The sequence below is a fragment of the Pseudomonas sp. PB105 genome (assembly GCF_009764655.1).
Classification (GTDB): domain Bacteria; phylum Pseudomonadota; class Gammaproteobacteria; order Pseudomonadales; family Pseudomonadaceae; genus Aquipseudomonas; species Aquipseudomonas cyclaminis.
This window is the reverse complement of record NZ_RWIO01000088.1, coordinates 1-20,055: the sequence shown is the minus strand read 5'-3', so window position 1 is coordinate 20,055 and position 20,055 is coordinate 1. Positions and strand designations below refer to the sequence as shown.

Sequence of the window (20,055 nt, the reverse complement as noted above, 5' to 3'; positions counted from 1 at the left end):
TCGGCAACCTGATCGGTGAACGCAGAGGCAAAGGTCACCAACTGGTCACCCAGTACCGCTACGACTGCCAGCACCGCCTGATTGCCGTCACACAACCCAACGGGCAAACCGCCAGCTACCGCTACGATCCGTTTGGACGGCGCATCAGCAAAACCGTGGAGGACATCACCACAGAATTTTTCTGGCAAGGCGACAAGCTGATTGCCGAACACCATGCGGACCGCCACCGCAGCTACCTTTACGAACCCGACAGCTTCCGCCCGTTGGCACTACTGGAAGGCTTCGGCCCAACCGAAACCCAGCCCTACCACTACCAACTCGACCACCTCGGCACACCACAGGAACTCACCGACCCAGACGGCGAAATCGTCTGGTCCGCGCACTACCGCGCCTACGGCCAGATCAGCCGTCTCGACAAAGGTAAAATCGACAACCCGCTGCGCTTCCAGGGTCAGTACTTTGATCAGGAGAGCGGGCTGCACTACAACCGCCATCGCTACTACAATCCGGATATCGGGCGCTATCTGACGCCGGACCCGGTGAAGTTGGCGGGGGGGATCAACGCGTACCAGTACGTGCCTAACCCTACGGGGTGGGTTGATCCATTAGGGTTGAGCAATTGCCCAGGAGACGCTGGGTGCAAACCGCAATGGGTAGTTGAAGACCCGGTAGACAAAGCTAAAGTAAATACAGGCGAACCCCACAGGCCATCTACGACAGGGCCCGCGGAGTTTGCCAGCAAGCAAAAATTAGACGAACATTATGAGAAGCATGGTTCTCAATTCGGCGCCGAGAGCAGTAAGGAGTATCTACTCGCCGCACGGCACGTAGTGAGCAACGGAATACCCGTACACTATTCGTACAAAAACACACCAACGACTGGATATGTCTTATTGATAGGAACAAATAGAAGTGGTCAAGCCAAATTCGCATTCGCTGGAACAAATACAGATGGCCACATTACTACGTTACATACCAAAAGCGGGAAAGATTTCTGGAGGATGATAAATGGCGACCCCACTGAAAAAATCATCAGACCTTACAGCAAATAACTATAAAAAAGCCCAAGTAGTTTCGCTCAATGAGCACGTAGAGGAAGACGTTACACTGCTTATTGAAGGGACACTTGTAAATTGCCTTATCAGTTACTGCCCATACGACATAGAAGTAGGCAGGACCTATAATGTAGAATTGACATTAAATATTCCTGAAGACTATGAGATTGCGAAGATTGAACCACGCGTTCTTTTAACCGAGAAGATTGACTGTGGTTACGCCTATTTCCTTTATGGAATTCTACACGATGATAATTTTCTTACTTTCACATTACTCAAAGACGAAGGCATACATTATGATCACCCTGAGCTAAACGAAGAATTCATAAAATTAAGGGTCGAAAGAATCGACGCCAGTTTTCAGTAAGCGCCCCGGGGCTGGTGGCTCGCCACCCTTCGGGTATGCCGAGCGCCTAGAGTCCCAGCCTGCGACCTCTGCATACAGTTGCCTCCCAAATATCGTTTTGCAGTGATGGCTGGTGACTCCAATACTCTAGGCGCTTTGTCATGATTAAAGACAGTTCCAACCCGCCGTCTGATTTAACCGCGTTTCACACTGCTGCTGATCAAGCAATTAACCACTATCTGAATACTTCCGAAAAACCAGTGCCGTTTGTTGGAGGGAATTTGATTGTTGGTGAGTAGGACCGTTGTTCAAAGTCACATGCCTGAGTACAGACAAAAAAACGCCCCGAACCAGTCGGGGCGTTTTTCATTCAGCAATCAACGATCAAGCCTGATCAGCCAACCGCCAAGTAGTCCCACCCTTCCCATCTTCCAACACCACACCCATCGCGGTCAGTTGGTCACGGATGCGGTCGGATTCTGCCCAGTCTTTACCCGCACGAGCAGCCAGACGCGCCTGGATCAGCGCCTCCACTTGCGCCGCATCCACACGCCCTTCGGCGCCGGCTTGCAGGAAGTCATCGGCTTCCATCTGCAGCACGCCCAGCACGCTGGCCAGCTCTTTCAAGCGTGCCGCCAGGCCCGCCGCTGCGTCGAGATCACTCTCGCGCAGGCGGTTGATCTCGCGCACCATTTCGAACAACACGGCGCAGGCTTCGGGGGTGCCGAAGTCGTCGTTCATGACTTCAGTGAAGCGTGCCACGAACGCTTCGCCACCGGCAGGCGCAACCACTGGCAGACCTTTCAGCGCGTGGTAGAACCGCTCCAGAGCGCCCTTGGCGTCCTTGAGGTTGTCTTCCGAGTAGTTGATAGCGCTGCGGTAGTGGCTGGACACCAGCAGGTAACGCACCACTTCCGGATGGTACTTTTCCAGCACGTCGCGGATGGTGAAGAAGTTGTTCAAGGACTTGGACATCTTCTCGCCATTGATGCGGATCATGCCGCAGTGCATCCAGGCGTTGGCGTAGGTCTTGCCGGTCGCGGCCTCGCTTTGGGCGATTTCGTTTTCGTGGTGCGGGAACTCAAGGTCGCTGCCGCCGCCATGAATGTCGAAGGTGTCGCCCAGGCAGCAGGTGGACATCACCGAGCATTCGATGTGCCAGCCCGGACGCCCGGCGCCCCATGGCGATTCCCAGCTCGGCTCGCCGGGCTTGGTGGCTTTCCACAGCACGAAGTCGAGGGGATCCTGCTTGGCTTCGTCGACTTCGATGCGCGCGCCGATGCGCAGGTCTTCGATCTTCTTACGCGACAGCTTGCCGTAGCCCATGAACTTGGCGACGCGGTAGTACACGTCACCGTTGCCTGGGGCGTAGGCGTAACCCTTGTCGATCAGGGTCTGGATCATCGCGTGCATGCCAGGGATGTGGTCCGTGGCACGTGGCTCCATGTCCGGCTTGAGGATGTTGAGGCGCGCCTCGTCCTCGTGCATCGCGGCGATCATGCGCTCGGTCAGCGCGTCGAACGACTCGCCGTTTTCGTTGGCGCGGTTGATGATCTTGTCGTCGATGTCGGTGATGTTGCGCACATACGTCAAGTCATAGCCGCTGAAACGCAACCAGCGGGTCACCAGGTCGAAGGCAACCATGCTGCGGCCATGGCCGATGTGGCAGTAGTCGTACACGGTCATGCCGCACACGTACATGCGCACCTTGTTGCCATCGAGCGGCTTGAAGACTTCTTTGGTCTTGCTGAGTGTGTTGTAGATCGTTAGCACGACAGTTCCTTAAACAGAATCACTGGCCCCACGAATCACGCAAGGTCACGGTACGGTTGAATACCGGATGACCTGGTTTCGAGTCCTTGATATCCGCGCAGAAGTAACCTTCGCGCTCGAACTGGAAACGGTCTTCCGGCTGTGCGTCGCCAAGCGATGGCTCGGCACGACAACCAGTGAGTACTTGCAGGGAGTCAGGGTTGATGTTGTCGAGGAAACTCGCGCTGTCTTCGGCCTTCTCAGGGTTGGCCGAGCGGAACAGACGATCGTACAGGCGCACTTCGCACTCGATGCTGGCCGCGGCCGGCACCCAGTGAACCACGCCCTTGACCTTGCGGCCTTCAGGGTTCTTGCCCAGGGTGTCCGGATCGTAGGAGCAGCGCAGCTCGACGATGTTGCCGTCGGCGTCCTTGATCGCTTCGTCGGCACGGATCACATAGCTGCCGCGCAGGCGCACTTCGCCATTCGGCTCCAGGCGCTTGTAGCCTTTTGGCGGCTCTTCCATGAAGTCATCGCGGTCGATGTAGATTTCACGGGCGAACGGCAGCTTGCGCACGCCAAGTTCTTCTTTTTGCGGATGACGCGGCAGTTCGAGGTTCTCGACCTGGCCTTCCGGGTAGTTGGTGATCACGACTTTCAACGGACGCAGTACGCACATGGCGCGCGGGGCGTTCGCGTCCAGATCCTGGCGGATGCTGAATTCGAGCATGCCGAAGTCGACCACGCCGTCGGAACGGTTGGTGCCGACCATGTCGCAGAAATTGCGGATCGACGCCGGGGTGTAACCGCGACGGCGGAAGCCCGACAGGGTCGACATGCGCGGGTCATCCCAACCAAACACGTGCTTTTCATCGACCAGTTGCTTGAGCTTGCGCTTGCTGGTGATGGTGTAGTTCAGGTTCAGGCGGCTGAATTCGTACTGACGCGGGTGCGCCGGTACCGGCAGGCTGTCGAGGAACCACTCGTACAGCGGACGATGGCTTTCGAACTCCAGGGTGCAGATGGAGTGGGTGATGCCTTCGATGGCATCCGACTGGCCGTGGGTGAAGTCGTAGTTCGGGTAGATGCACCACTTGTCACCGGTCTGGTGGTGGTGGGCATGGCGGATGCGGTACATGATCGGGTCGCGCAGGTTCATGTTCGGCGAGGTCATGTCGATCTTGGCGCGCAGCACGCGGGCGCCGTCGGCGAACTCACCGGCGCGCATGCGGCTGAACCAGTCGAGGTTCTCTTCCACCGAACGGTCGCGGAACGGGCTGTTCTTGCCCGGCTCGGTCAGGGTGCCACGGTATTCCTTGGCCTGCTCCGGGCTCAGGTCGTCGACGTAGGCCTTGCCGGCCTTGATCAGCTCGACGGCCCAGTCGAACAACTGGTCGAAATACTTGGAGGCGTAGCGCACTTCACCGGACCATTCGAAGCCCAGCCACTTGATGTCGCTTTCGATGGCGTCGATGTATTCCTGGTCTTCCTTGGCCGGGTTGGTGTCGTCGAAACGCAGGTGCGTGACGCCACCGAACTCCTGGGCCAGGCCGAAGTTCACACAGATCGACTTGGCGTGACCGATGTGCAGGTAGCCGTTGGGCTCTGGCGGGAACCGGGTGACGATCTGCGTGTGCTTGCCCGAATCCAGGTCCGCCTGGATGATCGGGCGCAGGAAATTGACCGGGACGGCAGGTCCAGCCTTGGAATTCGAGGTAGGGTCGACAGTGGGCTTGCTCATAGGATCCTTGAACAGACAGGTTCGTGGCCGGTTGGGGCCAGATAAAACAAAGGCCGTATCATAGCTGATGCTGTCAAGCTGCTGACAGAGTGCGCTCAAAAACTGCTGGATTTATTGCACAGGCGGTAAAAAACCACCTCGAAATTCCCGCCGGGCACGCTAAACTGCGCGCCTTGGCCGCAGTTTCGCCAAACCGGTAAGGCGCCCAGGCGCTCAAACCCACGAATTTCCTGAAAGAGTAGTGAACATGACTCAAGTCAAACTGACCACCAACCACGGCGAGATCGTCATCGAGCTGAACGCCGAAAAAGCGCCGATCACCGTCGCCAACTTCATCGAATACGTGAAGGCCGGCCACTACGACAACACCGTTTTCCACCGTGTCATCGGCAACTTCATGGTCCAGGGCGGCGGTTTCGAGCCTGGCATGAAAGAAAAGAAAGACAAGCGCCCAAGCATCCAGAACGAAGCGGACAACGGCCTTTCCAACGACAAGTACACCGTCGCCATGGCCCGTACCATGGAGCCGCATTCGGCCTCCGCGCAGTTCTTCATCAACGTGGCCGACAACGCCTTCCTGAACCACAGCGGCAAGAACGTGCAGGGTTGGGGCTACGCCGTGTTCGGTAAAGTCACCGCAGGCACCGACGTTGTCGACAAGATCAAAGGCGTATCGACCACCTCCAAAGCCGGTCACCAAGACGTTCCAGCCGAAGACGTGATCGTCGAGAAAGCCGAGATCATCGAAGCGTGATATTGCTGATTTCAGACTTGCATCTGGAAGAGGAACGCCCGGACATCACCCGGGCGTTTCTGGATCTGCTCCACGGCCGCGCCCGTGGCGCCCAGGCGTTGTACATTCTGGGGGACTTCTTCGAAGCCTGGATTGGCGACGATGGCATGACCCCCTTCCAGCGTTCCATCTGCGAGGCTCTGCGTGAGCTGAGCGACAGCGGCACCCCGATTTTCATCATGCACGGCAACCGTGATTTCCTGATCGGCAAGGCGTTCTGCAAAGCGGCAGGCGCTACCTTGCTCAAGGACCCGAGTGTCGTGCAGCTCTACGGCGAGCCCGTGCTGTTGATGCACGGCGACAGCCTCTGTACCCGCGACCTTGGCTATATGAAGCTGCGGCGCATCCTGCGTAACCCGATTGTGCTGTTTATCCTGCGCCACTTGCCCCTGCGTACCCGCCACAAGCTGGCGCGCAAGCTGCGCAGTGAAAGCCGTGCGCAAACACGCATGAAGGCCAACGACATTGTCGATGTCACCCCCGAGGAAGTGCCGCAAGTAATGCAGCAGTTCGGCGTACGTACCCTGGTCCACGGCCACACCCACCGCCCGGCGATCCACAAGCTGCAGATTGGCGAACAGGCGGCCAAGCGCATTGTGCTGGGGGATTGGGACAAGCAGGGCTGGGCGTTGCAGGTGGATGAGCAAGGGTTTGCGTTGGCGGCGTTTGACTTCGTCAATCCGCAGCTGGCACTACCTGGCGCCTGATCCAATGTGAACAGAGATCAAAATGTGGGAGGGGGCTTGCCCCCGATAGCGGTGGGTCAGCCAAAAATATGCTGACTGATCCACAGCCATCGGGGGCAAGCCCCCTCCCACAGTTGATTGCATTCCAGCCTTTGTGGATCAGTGACCCGAAGCAGCCGGCCCCGCCTTCGCCGTAAACGGCGGCTTCGCCAGCCACACCAGCAACATCAGCGCCATGAACATCCACCCCAGCAACGTGAAGTAATCCACGGTGGACATCATGTACGCCTGGCTGGTGAGAATCTGGTCCAACTGCGCATAGGCCTTGTGCCCTGCCCCACCCAACGCATCCAGCGCATTGCGCGTGGCCGCATCATAGGTGGTCATGTTCTCGCTCATGTACGCATGGTGCTGGTCCGCCCGGCGGATCCAGATCCAGGTGGTCAGCGACGCCGCGAAGCTGCCGCCCAACGTGCGCAAGAAGGTCGCCAGGCCCGCGCCGTCGGCGATCTGGTGCGGTGGCAGGTCGGACATCAAAATGCTCAAGGTCGGCATGAAGAACAGCGCCACACCAATGCCCATGAACAACTGCACCAGGGCGATGTGGGTGAAGTCCACTTCATTGGTGAAGCCGGCGCGCATGAAGCAGCTCAAGCCAATCGCCAGGAACGCCAGGCCCGCCAGCAGGCGCAGGTCGAACTTGTGCGCGTACTTGCCCACGAACGGCGACATCAGCACCGGCAGGATCCCGATCGGCGCCACCGCCAGGCCCGCCCAGGTGGCGGTGTAGCCCATCTGGGTTTGCAACCATTGCGGCAGGATCAGGTTGATGCCGAAGAAGCCCGCATAACCGAGGATCAACACGATGGTGCCGATGCGAAAGTTGCGGTAGGCAAACAGCCGCAGGTTGACCACCGGGTGCTTGTCGGTCATTTCCCAGATGATGAACACCGCCAGGGCAATCACCGAAATCGCCGCACCGATGATGATGAAGTTGGACTCGAACCAATCCAGGTCATTGCCCTTGTCGAGGATGATCTGCAAGGCGCCGACCCCCACGATCAAGCTCAACAACCCGACGTAATCCATCGGTTGATGACTGGTGACCACAGGGCGTTTCTTCAACTGCGCACGCACCACCATCACCGCAAAGATGCCGATGGGAACGTTGATAAAGAAGATCCACGGCCAGCTGTAGCTGTCGGTGATCCAGCCGCCCAGGATCGGCCCGGCAATCGGTGCGACCACCGTGACCATCGCCAATAACGCCAGGGCCATGCCGCGCCTCGCCGGGGGGTAGACCGCAATCAACAGGGTCTGGGTCATCGGATACAACGGCCCGGCCACCAGGCCTTGCAGCACCCGAAAGCCGATCAGCTCGGGCATCGACGTGGAAATCCCGCACAGGAACGAAGCCAGCACAAACAGGATGGTCGCCCACAGAAACAGCTTCACCTCGCCAAACCGACGGCTCAACCAACCGGTGAGCGGCAAGGCGATGGCGTTGCTCACGGCAAACGAGGTGATCACCCAGGTGCCCTGCTCCGAACTCACGCCCAGGTTGCCGGAAATGGTCGGCAACGCCACGTTGGCGATGGTGGTGTCGAGCACCTGCATAAAGGTCGCCAGCGACAGGCCAATAGTGGCCATCAACAGGCTGGGCGGCGTGAAGGAGGCGTTATTGCTCATCAGCGTTGCACAGCCTTGGGCGCGGCGAGGCTGTTGTCATGGATCAATTGGGTGATCATGGCATCGGCTTCGGCCAATTGGCGGTCGTACACGTTGGTGGTAAACGAGGCCTTTTGCGGCGGCTGTTGCGCCAGCACCGGGCCGCTCTGGTCGTGCAGGTCCACATTCACCACGGTGCTCAAGCCCACACGCAGTGGGTGCTTGGCCAACTCTTCGGCATTGATATGGATGCGCACCGGAACCCGCTGCACGATCTTGATCCAGTTGCCGGTGGCGTTCTGCGCCGGCAACAGGGCGAACGCGCTGCCGGTGCCGGCGCCGAGGCTGTCGATGGTGCCGCTGTATTTCACGTCGCTGCCATAGATATCCGACTCGATGTCCACCGGCTGGCCAATGCGCATGTCGCGCAGTTGGGTTTCCTTGAAGTTGGCGTCGATCCACAGTTCGTTCAGCGGGATCACTGCCATTAACGCAGTACCCGGCTGCACACGCTGGCCCAGTTGCACGGAGCGCTTGGCCACATAGCCGGTGACTGGCGCGATCAGGGTGCTGCGCGCATTGGTCAGGTAGGCCTGGCGCAGTTGCGCGGCGGCGGCTTGCACGTCCGGATGGGACGAGATGACCGTGTCATCCACCAAGGCGTTGGTGGTTTTGAGTTGCTGCTCAAGGTTGGTCAGGGCGTTCTTGGCGGCGGTCAGGCTGTCACGGGCGTGGGACAGTTCCTCAAGGGAAATCGCCCCGCCCTGAGCCAGGGTTTTACGCCGGTTGTAGTTGTCCTGGGCGGTCTGCACGTCGGCTTTCTGCGCATTGACCTGGGCTTTCATGCCATCGACGTTGCTGTACAAGCCACGCACCTGGCGCACGGTACGCGCCAGGTTGGCCTGGGCACTTTGCAGGCCGACCGCGGCGTCATTCGGGTCGAAGTTGACCAGCACCTGGCCTTCGTGGACCAGGTCGCCATCGTCGGCGCCGATGCTCACCACAGTGCCGGTGACCAGCGGGGTGATTTCCACCACGTTGCCGTTCACATAGGCGTCGTCGGTGCTCTCGTTGAAGCGCCCGTAGAATTCGTGCCAGGCCCATACGCCGATGACGCTGAGGATGACGATCAGCGCAAGGCCGACCAACATGACTTTGCGTTTGCGCGGGTTGTTGTCGTTTGTGTCTGTTGCGGTGTTGCTGTCGGCAGTGGCCATGACAAATACCTCAAATTATTCCGTGCGAGTGGCTGGGGTGGTCGATGCCACGTTGTCGGCGCTGTAGCCGCCGCCCAGGGCCTGCATCAATTGGATCGACAAAGCGATTTGCCCGGCATTCAGGGTCGCCAGCTGACGCTGGGCCTGCAGCAACTGCTGCTCGATGCTGAGCACGTCCAGGTAGTTACCGATCCCGGAGCCGTAACGCTGGACCACGGTGTCGTAGGACTGCTGGGCAATGTCCGTGGCGTGTTGCTGGGCCTGGATCTGCCGGCCGGTTTCGCGCAGCTGCGACAGGGTGTTGCCAATATCGCCCAGGGCTTGCACCAGGGTTTTGTTGTACTGCGCCACGGCCAAGTCGTAGTCGGCATCGCGGGCATCGAGGTCGGCGCGCAGGCGGCCGCCATCGAAGATCGGCAACGAGATCGTGGGGGCGATATTGAAGAAGCGGCTTGGTGAGCCAAACATCGCATCCCCCAGTAATGACTCGGCCCCGGCGCTCGCGCTCAGGTTGAGGTTGGGGTAGAAGCGCGTCTTGCTGGCGGCGATGTCCTTGCTCGCGGCCTCGACTCGCCAGCGCGCAGCGATCAGGTCCGGGCGGCGGCCCAGCAGTTCGGCAGGCAGCACTGACGGCACGGCGACGGCGGCCGGCTTCAACACCGTGGGGCGCGCCAGTTCATTGCCGCGATCCGGGCCTTTGCCGAGCAATACCGCCAGGGCGATCTTGGCGCTCTGCAGTTGCTTTTCCGCGTCGATCAGTTGCGACTGGGCGCTGGCTTCCAGGCTTTCGGTCTGCTGGTACTGATAGTGGCTGTCGATGCCCGAGTCCAGGCGGCGCTTGCTCAGGTCGAGCATTTGCCGGGTGCGCTTGAGGTCGTCGGTGGCCAGGTCACGCACGATATGCGCCTGGCCCAAATCGCTGTAGGCCTTGGCTACATCGGCGGCCAGGGTCAGGCGCGCGGCCTGCTGGTCGACTTGCGCGGCGCGGGCCTGGCCCAGCGCGGCTTCCCAGGCGGCGCGCTGGCCGCCCCAGAGGTCGAAGGTGTAATTAAAGCTGGCGCCGATGTTGCGCACGGTGGAATAGGCATCGCCCTGCCCCAGCGGGTCTTGATCCCTGGCCAGGCGCGAACGGGTCACACCGGCGCTGGCGTCCAGGGTCGGCATGCGCGCGGCGTTCGCGGCGTACGCGGCCGCTTCGGCCTGGTGGGCGCGGGCGCTGGCGACTTGCATGTCAGGGCTGTTTTGCAGGGCTTCACGGATCAGGCCGTCGAGCTGTGGGTCGCCGAGGCTTTTCCACCAATCGGCGCGCGGCCAGGCCGCGTTCGACAAGGACACGCCGCTCAGGGATTGACCGGTCTGCAGCGTGTTGGCGTCGAGGCGCTGGCCCTGAGTGTCAAGGCCGCTGTAGTTGGCGCAACCGGCCATGCTCATGGCCACGAGCACCAGGCATAAGGCACGTGTATTCATTTATTACCTACCCGCAGGATAGTGATGGGATCACCCGCCGCTATCAGAATTTTCTTGAGGATCTTTTCCAGGGTTTCCAACTCGCCCGGCTCCAGCGCGCCCGCCAGTTGGTTCAGCGCCTGGGCGCCGATGTGCGGCAGCATGTCCGCTAGGCGCTGGCCGTCCTGCGTGAGCACCAACTGCACTTGGCGGCGGTCGAGGTCCGAGCGCTTGCGGCTGAGCAGGTCTTTTTGCTCCAGCCGGTCGAGCATGCGGGTCATCGAGCCGCTGTCCAGCGACAGGTGGCGGCACAGCTCCGCCGGGGTGTCGACACCGAACTGGGCCATGATGATCAACACCTTGAACTGCGCGGCGGTGATGCCGTGGGGTTCCATATGGGTGTCGATGATGCGGTCCTTGAGGATCGCGGCGCGGCCGAGCAACAGGCCGAGGTGGCAGTTATGGAAGTTGTCCGGGGTGAAGTGAGGCATTGGAAGTCACCTTATTACTGCCTAGGCAGTGAATGTGTGACGAGATGTTACTGCTTAGGCAGCGAATGTCAAATGGAATAATTAGCTTGCTTGGTAATTGTTCAGGAAGGCGGGTAGAAATGCAGTCCAATGTGGGAGTGGGGCAACCCCCCCTCCCACATTTTTTACCGAGTACGGCTCAGAAATCGCGTTTGTAGAAGATATCCAACGAGCTGGCCACACCACTGGCCACCTCCAGGTAGACCTTTTTGCTCAACAGGTAGCGCAAGGCAATGGTACTGGCCGGTTCGAACACCCCCACGCCATAACGCAGGCTGAGTTTCTCGGTGATCTTGCCGCTGGCTACCACGGCGGTGTTATTGCCGCTGCCCTGGGTATCGAGGTCGAAGTCCCGGATGCCCAACTTGGTGGCGATGTCCGAGGTCACCCCCGCACTGCCCATCAAACCCAGGCCCAGCGCCGCTTGGGCAAGCATGTTGTTGTCTTCACCGGTGGTACTCAGCGGGCGCCCCAGCACCAGGTAGGACAGCGCCTGTTCCTGGCTCATGGCCGGTTCCGAGAAGATTTGCGTGGTGGGTTGTTCCGCGCTGCCACTGAGACGGATACCGGCCACCACATCGTCGGTCTTGCGGATCGCTTCGATGTCCAGGTACGGCTGGTCCAGCGGGCCGGCGAACAGCAACCGCGCCCGGCGTACATCGAGCCTCTGGCCGTAGGCGCGGTAGCGGCCATCGTTGAGCCACAGCTCGCCACGGGTGTCCATGTTGTCGCCGATATGCACATGGCCCTGCACCTTGGCGGTGAGGCCAAAACCCGAGAAGTTGAGCTGGTCTTCGCCCACTGCCACGTCGATATCCATGGCCATGGCCATCGCCGGTTTGCCCTCCTCGGTCTGGCTGCCGACGATGATGGTGTCGTCCGAGACCTTGACCGTCGACGGCGGCAGTTCGCGCACGGTGATGTCACCACGCGGGATCTGCACCTTGCCGGCGATCGCCAGTTTGTCGTCCTTCAGGGTGATCTTCAGGTCCGGCGCCACTTCCAGTGCGGCGTAGGGCTCGACCGTGACCGGCAATTGCGAGCCTTGCAGGCTGAGGTCCACGGCGAGGGCCTGACCCCAGTCTATCTGCCCCTTGAGGCTGCCCTGCCCGGCCTTGCCACTGCGCCAGCCGCCGTTGAGCTGCACGCTTTCACCGGCGATCAGCGCCTGCACATTCAGGCCTTCGAGGCTGATGGGCAGTTCCGGACCGGAGACTTCACCGCCGATCAGGTTCACATTGCCGTTGATCTGCGGTGCCAGCAGGCCACCGGAGATGCGTCCGTTGCCGTTGAGCTTGCCGTTGAGGGTTTCCACCATCGGCACAAACGGCCGCGCCACCGCGAGGTCCAGCCCGGTGAGGCTGAAATTGCCGGTGATCGGCTTGTTCTTCGGCAGCGGGTTGATCTGCGCCTGCAACAGCAATTCACCGAGCTTGCCGCCACGGAAGTTCAGCTGGGTGTCGATGCGCTTGGGATTGAGCGTGGTTTCCAGCTTGAGGGTGTCGTAAGGGAAATCCAGCCACTGGTCCTTGTCCTTGACGCGCAAGGTGCCGCCGCTGGCATCCACCGACACCACGCCTTTGGGGCCGCTGTTGGGCAGGTCGAGTTGCACATCGGCATTGAGCTTGCCCTGCCAGGCGAAGTCCTTGGGCAAAAACGCCGCGAGGCTGTCGAGGGGGAATTGCTTGAGGTGGTAACGCAGCTTGGGCTCGGGCATCAGCCGCTGGTCTTCACCACACAGGCTGGCAGCACCGGAGACCCAACAGTGCGCGGCGAAGGTCAGCCTGCCGTCGGCCATGTAGTCGATTTTCGCCGGGGCTTGCAGCTTCCAGTCCTGGCCACCCGCCTGGACATCACCGCTGGCCAGACGCCCGCGCCAGTTGCCTTTGTCGAGATTACCGTCCAGGGCCAGGGCCAGCTTGAGCAAGGGACCGGTCAGGTCCATCTGGACTTTTTGCTGCTTGATATCACCTTGGGCACTGGCGGTCAGGGTACCGACCTGGGTGTCGCCGCTTTGAATGCCGCTGCCCTTGAGGTCGATCCTGGCGCGTTGGGCGTTATCGAGGGTGGCCGCGAGGCTGAGGTTTTGCAGGCGGTTGTCGGCAAACGCCAATTGCTGGCCCTTGAGGTCCAGCTTGCCCTGGGGCGCGTTCAGGCTACCGGCCACGTCAAGACGGCCATTGATCTGCCCGCGCAATTGCGGCCACAGCTGGGCCAGGCGCGCCAGCTTGATGTCGATCTGCCCGGCCAGGCGTTGTTGCAGGCTGCCGCTGCCGTTGATGCGGTTGTCACCCAGGCGGATATCCAGGCTGGCCAGGGTCCATTGTTCCCCTGCACCTTCGGCCTTGGCCGCCAGCACGGCGGTTTGGCCACGCAGGCGGCCCTTGAGGTCAAGGTCGGCAGTGAGCTTGAGTTGCTCGTTCTTGAACTCGCCCTTGCTGCGCAGCGGCCCGGCCAACGTGCCCGGCAGTTCACCGATCCAGTACGCCGGATTGAGCGCCGACAGGTCCAGCGCAGTATCCCAGGCAATGCCATCGGCAAACTGCAGGTTGAGGTGGCCTTCGGCCTTGCCTTGGCCGGCGGTCAGTTTCAGCTCGGGCAGGAAGACTTGCTTGAGGTCGCCACTGAACGGCGTGACCACGTTGAACTTGCCCGCCGGACCGTCGAGGTCGGCCTTGAGGTTGCCCAGGTAGTTGCCGTCTTTATAGGAAATCTCGCCGTTGAACGTACGCACCGTCACCTGGGGTTCGTCGATCACGGGGTAGAGGCGATGCCAGGGAAAGTCGAGCCAGTCGATCTTGGCATCGGCGCTGAAGCCTTGTTGCCAGTCCAGGTTGGCACTGAGCTTGAGGCTTTGCTTGTCACCGGCATTCAGGTCCAGGCCGGCGATCTGCGCGCCCTTGGCGTCGACCCTGCCTTGCAGCAGCAAGTCCACCGGGCCTTTTTCCGCCGGCAGCACGGCCTTGCCCTGCAGTTGGTAGCCGCTTTTCAGATCACCGTTGGCGGTGAGGTCCAGTTGATTGAGTTGCAGGGTGTCGGGCAAATCGGCGCTGGGCTTGAAGCCGTCAGCGGTGATGTGCAACCGGGCCGGAAGGTTTTCCGCCAGGGGTTGCAACTCGCCCTTGAGCTTGGCCGGCAGGTAGCCGCTGCTATCGGCGTCGAGCTTGAGGGTCTTGAGCAGGTCGCCTTCGACCTTGAGGGCAACGCTCCAGGGCGCGCCGCCGGGCGCATAAGGCAGGCTGAGGTTACCGCTGGCGGTCAACGGCCAGTCACCGGTGGGTTGCAGCAGGCCGGACAGGTCCAGCACCAGGTCGTCGCGTTGCAGGTGCACGGAGTCGATCTGCATGCCTGCGGCGGTCCAGTGCGCCGCCAGTTGCAGGCCTTTGAGTTCTTCGCTGCCGTTGAACACCAGGCTGCCGATGCGAACGTCGCCCAACTGCAGGGCAACCGGCAACGTCAGATCGGGCAGTGCAACAGGCCCGCTGCTGTCTTCGGTGCTGGGTGGAAATTGCAGGCTGATTTGATCCACATCCAACTGGTCAATGCATAAGGTCATGTGCAGCAGGCAGGCGGGGGACCAATCAAACGTGGCTGCCTTGAGTTCCACGCGGCTGCTGTCTTGCTGCCAGAGCAGATGATCGGCGCTCCATTGGCCGCCCAGGCGACCCTGGAAATTCTCCACGCTCAAACCCGGCACCAGGCCCAAGGCCCAGCGGCTGCCCGCTTGGCTGCCCAATACCGCCCAGAGTGCCAGCAACAGCACGGCAAGGACTGCCACCACGGCCAGCCCCGCTATTTTCAAACCACGCATCACAGCTCAGGCCCCATGGAAAAGTGCAAACGAACGCCGCCCGGATCTTCCAGGGCATGGGCCAGGTCGAGGCGGATCGGACCGACCGGCGATACCCAGCGGATGCCGACGCCGACGCCGGTTTTCAGGCTCGGCAGTTCCAGGGAGTTGAACGAGTTGCCCTGGTCGATGAAGGTCGCGATCCGCCATTTTTCGGCGATGGAATATTGATACTCGGCGCTCAACGCCACCATGTAGCGGCCACCGATGCGATCACCCTGGTCATTCTCCGGCGACAGGGTCTGGTACTCGTAACCACGCACGCTCTGATCGCCACCGGCAAAGAAGCGCAGCGAAGGCGGCACCGACTTGTAGCCATTGGTGGCACTGCCGCCCACTTGCGCCCGCGCCAGGAAACGGTGGTTGTCCCACAGGGTGGTCAGGCCTTTGACCATGGCCGTGCCGTAGAGCAAGTTGGTGTCGGAGCCCAGGCCTTCTTTGGCGACCTTGGTGTCGAATTGCAGGCGATAGCCATTGTGGGGGTCGATGCGGTTGTCGCTGCGCAGGTAGGAATAACTGATGCCCGGCATCAGCAGGTTACTGAGACCGGAGTCGTCGCCCAGGCGATATTCTTCGCGCTGGTATTTGAGGGATATCACCCGGGTCCAGCCGCTGGGCAACTTGCTGTGCCATTCCGGGCCGACGGTGAGCAATTTACTCAGGGTGTCGGTGTTGGCCAGTTCTTCATTCTGGTAGCCACCGGCGAAGCGCAGTTTGTCGGTGAGCGGTGGGTCCAGCGGAATGTCGTACCACAGGCCGACGTTCTGGCGCGGGGCCGACAGTTCGGCCTCCCAACCATAACTATGGCCCTGAGGGTTGACCCAGTGACGGGTCCAGTTGGCCTTGCCGCGCGGGCCGACGTCAGTGGAGTAGCCCAGGCCCAGGCCCATGGTGCGCGGTTTTCGGGTGTCCAGATTGACGGCCACCGGGATCACGTCATTGGTTGAGGCGGTGGGGCTGGCGTCCACGCGCACGCCTTCGAAAAAGCCGCTGGCTTGCAGGTTCTGGTTGAGTTCGGCGATCAGTTCGGAATCGTAGGGGTCACCGCTTTTAAACGGCACCATGCGTTGCAGCAGTTCGTCATCAAACGGCGTGTCGCCGGCAAAGCTGACCTTGCCCATGCTGTAGCGCGGGCCGCTGTCATAGATGAGTTCGATATCGGCGACGCCGGCTTGGGGGTCCACCGCGAGTTTCTGGCTGATAAAGCGCCCACTGAAGAAGCCGTAGCGCGAGGCCTGGTTCTGGATCAGACGCTTGGCGTCTTCGTAGTGGCCGTGATTGAGCACGGCGCCGGAGATGAGGTCGTCGCTGGCAGGCACGCGAAACGACTTGAGGTTCGCCGCCTCGCCGTCTACCCGAATGGTCACGTTGCGCAAATGCACCGGTTCGCCGGGGTCGATGCTGAGGATCAGGCGCGGGTTCTTGCCGCCCTTCACTTCGCTGTCGATCTGTGGCTGATAGAAGCCTAAGGCCTGCGCCGCTTTGCGCGCCTGCTCCTCGGCGCCACGGCTGAACCGCAGCAAGGCCTCTTCGTCACGATCGCCCACCCCGCCGATGTAGCCTTCGATGTTGGCTTTCAACGCGTCGTTTGAGGGTTTGACCCGCACATCCAATTCGCTTTGCGCCAAGGCGCTGCAACTGGTGAGCAGCAGGATCAAACCACGGGTAAATCTTCCTGGAAACTTCATAGGCGCGGATGCTACACGAGCTGGGGAGCATCTTATAACCCGGATAATTCTGAAAAATTCTTGCCTAAGCCGTTGCAGCATGTAACGCCTGAGGATTGGGGTGAAAAAACACATGCTCCAGGATCGGGCCTACAGCGACCTCGCCGATTTCCTCGTACCCCTGGCGTTTATAGAAATCCAGGTAGCGCGAGTTGCCCGTATCCAGCACCACACCGGACGAATGCGGGTCTTCGGCGCACCAGTTGTGCACCGCTTCCAGTAACTGTTCGCCGTAGTGTTTGCCCTGGAATTGCGGGTGAATACCCAACAGCGGCAGCACATGCACCGACTCGCTCGGCAGGCACGCCAGCACCGCGTGATGGTAATCCAGGTAACGCCGCGTACCGCGCACGCCGGTGCTCAGCCACATGCGCAGTTGCCAGGCCCAGCTCTCGGTGATGCCCAGGCGCCGTTGCGGCGGTGCAATCAGGGAGATGCCGATCAGCCGATCATTCACAAACAAACCAATCGCCGGAAGCTTCTGGAAAAAATGCTGCTTGACCAGCTCACGTACAGTGGCACGCACACGCTGCTCATAACCTGGGCGTTCAGCTTCGAAGATGTAGGCAAACGTCGGCTCATGCCGATAGGCCTGGTACAGCAGGGAGCGGGCTTCGCGCGAATAGCCGCTGTTTAGCAGGCGAATTTCGCCAATGGCAGTGTCAGTCATACAGTCAATCTCCCTGGGCGCCATTCAATAGATGGCGTTCTTATGGGTACGAACCTACGCAGCACCAGTCGTTCCCAGACATTAGCAGTGCATCTGCCCTACCGCCACGCTGGCCCCCGTCCGACTTGTCGGCTAGCATCGCCCTTTTGCCAAGACTGGACTGCCGACCATGAAAATCGTCTCCTTCAATATCAACGGGCTGCGCGCCCGCCCCCATCAGCTGGCGGCGCTGATTGAAAAACACCAACCCGATGTGATCGGCCTGCAGGAAACCAAAGTCCACGATGACCAGTTTCCCCTGGCCGACGTACAGGCTCTTGGGTATCACGTGTATTACCACGGGCAGAAAGGTCACTACGGTGTGGCCCTGCTCTCGCGTCAGCCGGCGTTGAGCCTTCACAAAGGTTTTGCCAGCGACGAGGAAGACGCCCAGCGCCGTTTTATCTGGGGTACCTTCGCCGATGAAAATGGCAACCCGGTGACCATCATGAACGGCTATTTCCCACAGGGCGAAAGCCGCGACCACCCGACCAAGTTCCCCGCCAAGCAACGCTTCTACGAAGACCTGCAACAGCTGCTGGAAAGCCAGTTCAGCAACGACCAGGCGCTGGTGGTGATGGGCGACGTGAATATTTCCCCGCAAGACTGCGACATCGGCATCGGCGCCGACAACGCCAAACGCTGGCTGAAAACCGGCAAGTGCAGCTTCCTGCCCGAAGAACGCGAGTGGATGGCCCGCCTGAAAAACTGGGGCCTGGTGGACAGCTTCCGTCACCTCAACCCGGACGTGACCGACCGCTTCAGCTGGTTCGACTACCGCAGCCGTGGCTTTGAAGATGAGCCCAAGCGCGGCCTGCGCATTGACGTGATCATGGCCTCCAACGGCTTGCTGCCACGGGTCAAGGATGCGGGCGTGGACTACGATCTGCGCGGGCTGGAAAAGCCGTCGGACCATGCGCCGATCTGGTTGGAACTGAGCTGATCCTAAGGCGAATAAAAATCCAAATGTGGGAGGGGGCTTGCTCCCGATAGCGGTGTATCAGTGACAGATAAGCTGTCTGGCACACCGCCATCGGGGGCAAGCCCCCTCCCACATTTTGCTCCGCGGCGCGTCAGTCATATTTATGCAACCTGCCTGTCTTAATCTCGCGGCACTCCCTTTGGCTTGAGAAGGTGCCGGCATGACGCTGCGCGTTCTGTTCCTGTTGTGTTGCGTGCTTTCCCTCCCTGCTGTGGCTGCTCCCCTCCCCGTGCCCGACCAAGGGCCTGCCTTGCGCATCCAGGGTTCCAACACCATTGGCGCGGCGCTGGCACCGGCGCTGGCCAAGGGTTTGATGGAATATCAAGGGTTGCAGGGCGTGCACATCGAGCCCGCCGAAGGCGCCAACGAACAACGTGTGATCGGCAAGACGCGCCAGGGCAAGACCGTGACCATCGACGTCGCGGCCCACGGCTCCAGCACCGGTTTTGCCGCGTTGAAGAAAACCAGCGCCGACCTGGCCGCTTCCTCCCGCCCCATCAAGGACAGCGAACTGGTGGACCTTGAGCCTCTCGGCGACCTGAAAAGCGCCGAAGCCGAACAGGTGATCGCCATCGACGGCCTCGCCATCATCCTCAACCCGCAAAACCCGCTGAACACGTTGAACACCACGCAACTGGCGCAGATTTTCAACGGTGAAATCAGCACCTGGGAGGCGCTGGGTGGCATCGGCGGCGCGATTCACATCTACGCCCGCGATGACCAGTCCGGCACCTACGACACGTTCAAGGAATTGGTCCTACGCCTGCGCGGCAAGCCCCTCGCCTCTTCGGCCCAGCGTTTCGAGTCCAGCGAGCAGTTGTCCGACGCGGTGAGCCAGGATCCCCAAGGCATTGGCTTTATTGGCCTGCCCTACGTGCGTCAGTCCAAGGCGGTGGCAATTGTGGATGGCGACTCGCAACCGATGTTGCCGCTCAACAGCCTGATCGCCACTGAGGATTACCCGCTGTCGCGCCGCTTGTTCTTTTACCTGCCGCCCTCGGGCCATCACCCGTGGGCCAAGGCGTTGGTGGACTTCGCCCAGAGCAGCAAAGGCCAGGCGATTGTGGCCGCCAGCGGGTTTATCGCGCAGCAGGTACAGGCCATGGCCGTGGAACCGCGCCCGACCATGCCCGATGACTATCAAGCCATCGCCCGGGATGCCCAGCGTTTGACGGTCAATTTTCGTTTCGAAGAAGGCAGCGCCAGCCTGGATAACAAGGCGCGCCAGGATGTGCAGCGGGTGGTGGCGTATCTCAAGGGCCACGACAAGCTGGACAAGCAGGTGACACTGGTGGGGTTTGGCGACGCCAAGAATGACCCGCAGCGGGCGGCGCTACTGTCGAAACTGCGGGCGATGGCGGTGCGACGAGAGTTGGTCAGGAACGGCGTGGTGTTGCGCGATATCCGTGGGTTTGGCGCGCAGATGCCGGTGGCGGCGAATACGGCGGATGAGGGGCGGATCAAGAATCGGCGGGTGGAGGTTTGGGTCTATTGAAACCCTGTGGTGAGCGGGCTTTTGTGGTGAGCGGGCTTGCCCCGCGCGGGGCAAGCCC

16 protein-coding genes are annotated in these 20,055 nt (G+C 60.8%); 7 read left to right on the top strand and 9 right to left on the bottom strand.

Annotated elements, in window-relative coordinates; all coding sequences use genetic code 11:
• From EJD88_RS20970 to EJD88_RS20960, 3 genes are all read left to right on the top strand, one after another.
• On the top strand, positions 1-1,052 hold a 1,052-nt coding region (locus EJD88_RS20970; protein ID WP_178117249.1), incomplete at its 5' end, for an RHS repeat domain-containing protein.
• Complete coding sequence (locus EJD88_RS20965) at positions 1,009-1,422, top strand: hypothetical protein (protein ID WP_112195964.1); 414 nt, start codon at positions 1,009-1,011, stop codon at positions 1,420-1,422. The genes EJD88_RS20970 and EJD88_RS20965, both read left to right, overlap by 44 nt.
• 140 nt (positions 1,423-1,562) lie before the next feature.
• Entirely contained in the window at positions 1,563-1,700 is a 138-nt protein-coding gene (locus tag EJD88_RS20960) for a hypothetical protein (protein WP_158878923.1), read from the top strand.
• A gap of 85 nt (positions 1,701-1,785) precedes the next feature.
• Here the strand turns inward: EJD88_RS20960 and cysS are convergent, their stop codons facing one another.
• Both cysS and EJD88_RS20950 read right to left on the bottom strand, forming a co-directional pair.
• Entirely contained in the window at positions 1,786-3,174 is a 1,389-nt protein-coding gene (cysS, locus tag EJD88_RS20955; protein ID WP_099586697.1) for a cysteine--tRNA ligase, read from the bottom strand.
• A gap of 19 nt (positions 3,175-3,193) precedes the next feature.
• Complete coding sequence (locus EJD88_RS20950; RefSeq protein ID WP_158878922.1) at positions 3,194-4,894, bottom strand: glutamine--tRNA ligase/YqeY domain fusion protein; 1,701 nt, start codon at positions 4,892-4,894, stop codon at positions 3,194-3,196.
• 247 nt (positions 4,895-5,141) lie between these two features.
• Between EJD88_RS20950 and EJD88_RS20945 the strand changes: the two genes are divergently transcribed.
• Together EJD88_RS20945 and lpxH are read left to right on the top strand one after the other, a co-directional pair.
• Entirely contained in the window at positions 5,142-5,648 is a 507-nt protein-coding gene (locus EJD88_RS20945) for a peptidylprolyl isomerase (RefSeq protein WP_112195970.1), read from the top strand.
• Positions 5,645-6,394: a UDP-2,3-diacylglucosamine diphosphatase gene (gene lpxH / locus EJD88_RS20940; protein WP_112195972.1), complete on the top strand. Its 750-nt coding sequence runs from the start codon at positions 5,645-5,647 to the stop codon at positions 6,392-6,394. The genes EJD88_RS20945 and lpxH overlap by 4 nt, the downstream gene beginning before the upstream one ends.
• Positions 6,395-6,532: 138 nt before the next feature.
• Here lpxH and EJD88_RS20935 read toward each other — a convergent pair whose 3' ends face one another.
• From EJD88_RS20935 to EJD88_RS20905, 7 genes are all read right to left on the bottom strand, one after another.
• Positions 6,533-8,062, bottom strand: coding sequence for a DHA2 family efflux MFS transporter permease subunit (locus EJD88_RS20935; RefSeq protein ID WP_099586693.1), 1,530 nt, complete (start codon positions 8,060-8,062; stop codon positions 6,533-6,535).
• A complete protein-coding gene (locus EJD88_RS20930; protein ID WP_158878921.1) occupies positions 8,062-9,258 on the bottom strand; it encodes an efflux RND transporter periplasmic adaptor subunit in 1,197 nt (398 codons plus the stop codon). The genes EJD88_RS20935 and EJD88_RS20930 overlap by 1 nt, the downstream gene beginning before the upstream one ends.
• Positions 9,259-9,273: 15 nt before the next feature.
• The gene (locus EJD88_RS20925) at positions 9,274-10,725 is read right to left on the bottom strand and encodes an efflux transporter outer membrane subunit (RefSeq protein WP_112195976.1); all 1,452 of its coding nucleotides are present in this window, start codon (positions 10,723-10,725) and stop codon (positions 9,274-9,276) included.
• A complete protein-coding gene (locus EJD88_RS20920; RefSeq protein ID WP_112195978.1) occupies positions 10,722-11,195 on the bottom strand; it encodes a MarR family winged helix-turn-helix transcriptional regulator in 474 nt (157 codons plus the stop codon). The genes EJD88_RS20925 and EJD88_RS20920 overlap by 4 nt, the downstream gene beginning before the upstream one ends.
• A 178-nt stretch (positions 11,196-11,373) precedes the next feature.
• Positions 11,374-15,045 carry a translocation/assembly module TamB domain-containing protein gene (locus EJD88_RS20915; RefSeq protein ID WP_158878920.1) on the bottom strand — a complete coding sequence of 1,224 codons (3,672 nt, stop codon included), beginning with the start codon at positions 15,043-15,045 and terminating at the stop codon, positions 11,374-11,376.
• Positions 15,045-16,772 carry an autotransporter assembly complex family protein gene (locus tag EJD88_RS20910; protein WP_112195982.1) on the bottom strand — a complete coding sequence of 576 codons (1,728 nt, stop codon included), beginning with the start codon at positions 16,770-16,772 and terminating at the stop codon, positions 15,045-15,047. Before EJD88_RS20910 ends, EJD88_RS20915 begins: the two co-directional genes overlap by 1 nt.
• A gap of 64 nt (positions 16,773-16,836) precedes the next feature.
• The gene (locus tag EJD88_RS20905; RefSeq protein ID WP_099586687.1) at positions 16,837-17,481 is read right to left on the bottom strand and encodes an N-acetyltransferase; all 645 of its coding nucleotides are present in this window, start codon (positions 17,479-17,481) and stop codon (positions 16,837-16,839) included.
• A gap of 169 nt (positions 17,482-17,650) precedes the next feature.
• Here EJD88_RS20905 and xthA point away from each other — a divergent pair, with 169 nt between their 5' ends.
• Both xthA and EJD88_RS20895 read left to right on the top strand, forming a co-directional pair.
• Entirely contained in the window at positions 17,651-18,463 is an 813-nt protein-coding gene (gene xthA, locus EJD88_RS20900; protein WP_158878919.1) for an exodeoxyribonuclease III, read from the top strand.
• Positions 18,464-18,662: 199 nt separating this feature from the next.
• Positions 18,663-19,997 (top strand): substrate-binding domain-containing protein, encoded by a 1,335-nt coding sequence (locus EJD88_RS20895; RefSeq protein ID WP_158878918.1) that lies wholly within the window; start codon positions 18,663-18,665, stop codon positions 19,995-19,997.
• The last annotated feature ends 58 nt before the right edge of the window (positions 19,998-20,055 follow it).

What these genes read in the sequence shown, in the direction of transcription:
- xthA (WP_158878919.1), top strand. Translation starts at nt 17,651, where the DNA reads ATGAAAATCGTCTCCTTCAATATCAACGGGCTGCGCGCCCGCCCCCAT.
- EJD88_RS20920 (WP_112195978.1), bottom strand. Translation starts at nt 11,195, where the DNA reads ATGCCTCACTTCACCCCGGACAACTTCCATAACTGCCACCTCGGCCTG.
- EJD88_RS20945 (WP_112195970.1), top strand. Translation starts at nt 5,142, where the DNA reads ATGACTCAAGTCAAACTGACCACCAACCACGGCGAGATCGTCATCGAG.
- EJD88_RS20935 (WP_099586693.1), bottom strand. Translation starts at nt 8,062, where the DNA reads ATGAGCAATAACGCCTCCTTCACGCCGCCCAGCCTGTTGATGGCCACT.
- EJD88_RS20915 (WP_158878920.1), bottom strand. Translation starts at nt 15,045, where the DNA reads ATGCGTGGTTTGAAAATAGCGGGGCTGGCCGTGGTGGCAGTCCTTGCC.
- EJD88_RS20930 (WP_158878921.1), bottom strand. Translation starts at nt 9,258, where the DNA reads ATGGCCACTGCCGACAGCAACACCGCAACAGACACAAACGACAACAAC.
- EJD88_RS20950 (WP_158878922.1), bottom strand. Translation starts at nt 4,894, where the DNA reads ATGAGCAAGCCCACTGTCGACCCTACCTCGAATTCCAAGGCTGGACCT.
- EJD88_RS20895 (WP_158878918.1), top strand. Translation starts at nt 18,663, where the DNA reads ATGACGCTGCGCGTTCTGTTCCTGTTGTGTTGCGTGCTTTCCCTCCCT.
- EJD88_RS20960 (WP_158878923.1), top strand. Translation starts at nt 1,563, where the DNA reads ATGATTAAAGACAGTTCCAACCCGCCGTCTGATTTAACCGCGTTTCAC.
- EJD88_RS20965 (WP_112195964.1), top strand. Translation starts at nt 1,009, where the DNA reads ATGGCGACCCCACTGAAAAAATCATCAGACCTTACAGCAAATAACTAT.
- EJD88_RS20925 (WP_112195976.1), bottom strand. Translation starts at nt 10,725, where the DNA reads ATGAATACACGTGCCTTATGCCTGGTGCTCGTGGCCATGAGCATGGCC.
- EJD88_RS20905 (WP_099586687.1), bottom strand. Translation starts at nt 17,481, where the DNA reads ATGACTGACACTGCCATTGGCGAAATTCGCCTGCTAAACAGCGGCTAT.
- EJD88_RS20910 (WP_112195982.1), bottom strand. Translation starts at nt 16,772, where the DNA reads ATGAAGTTTCCAGGAAGATTTACCCGTGGTTTGATCCTGCTGCTCACC.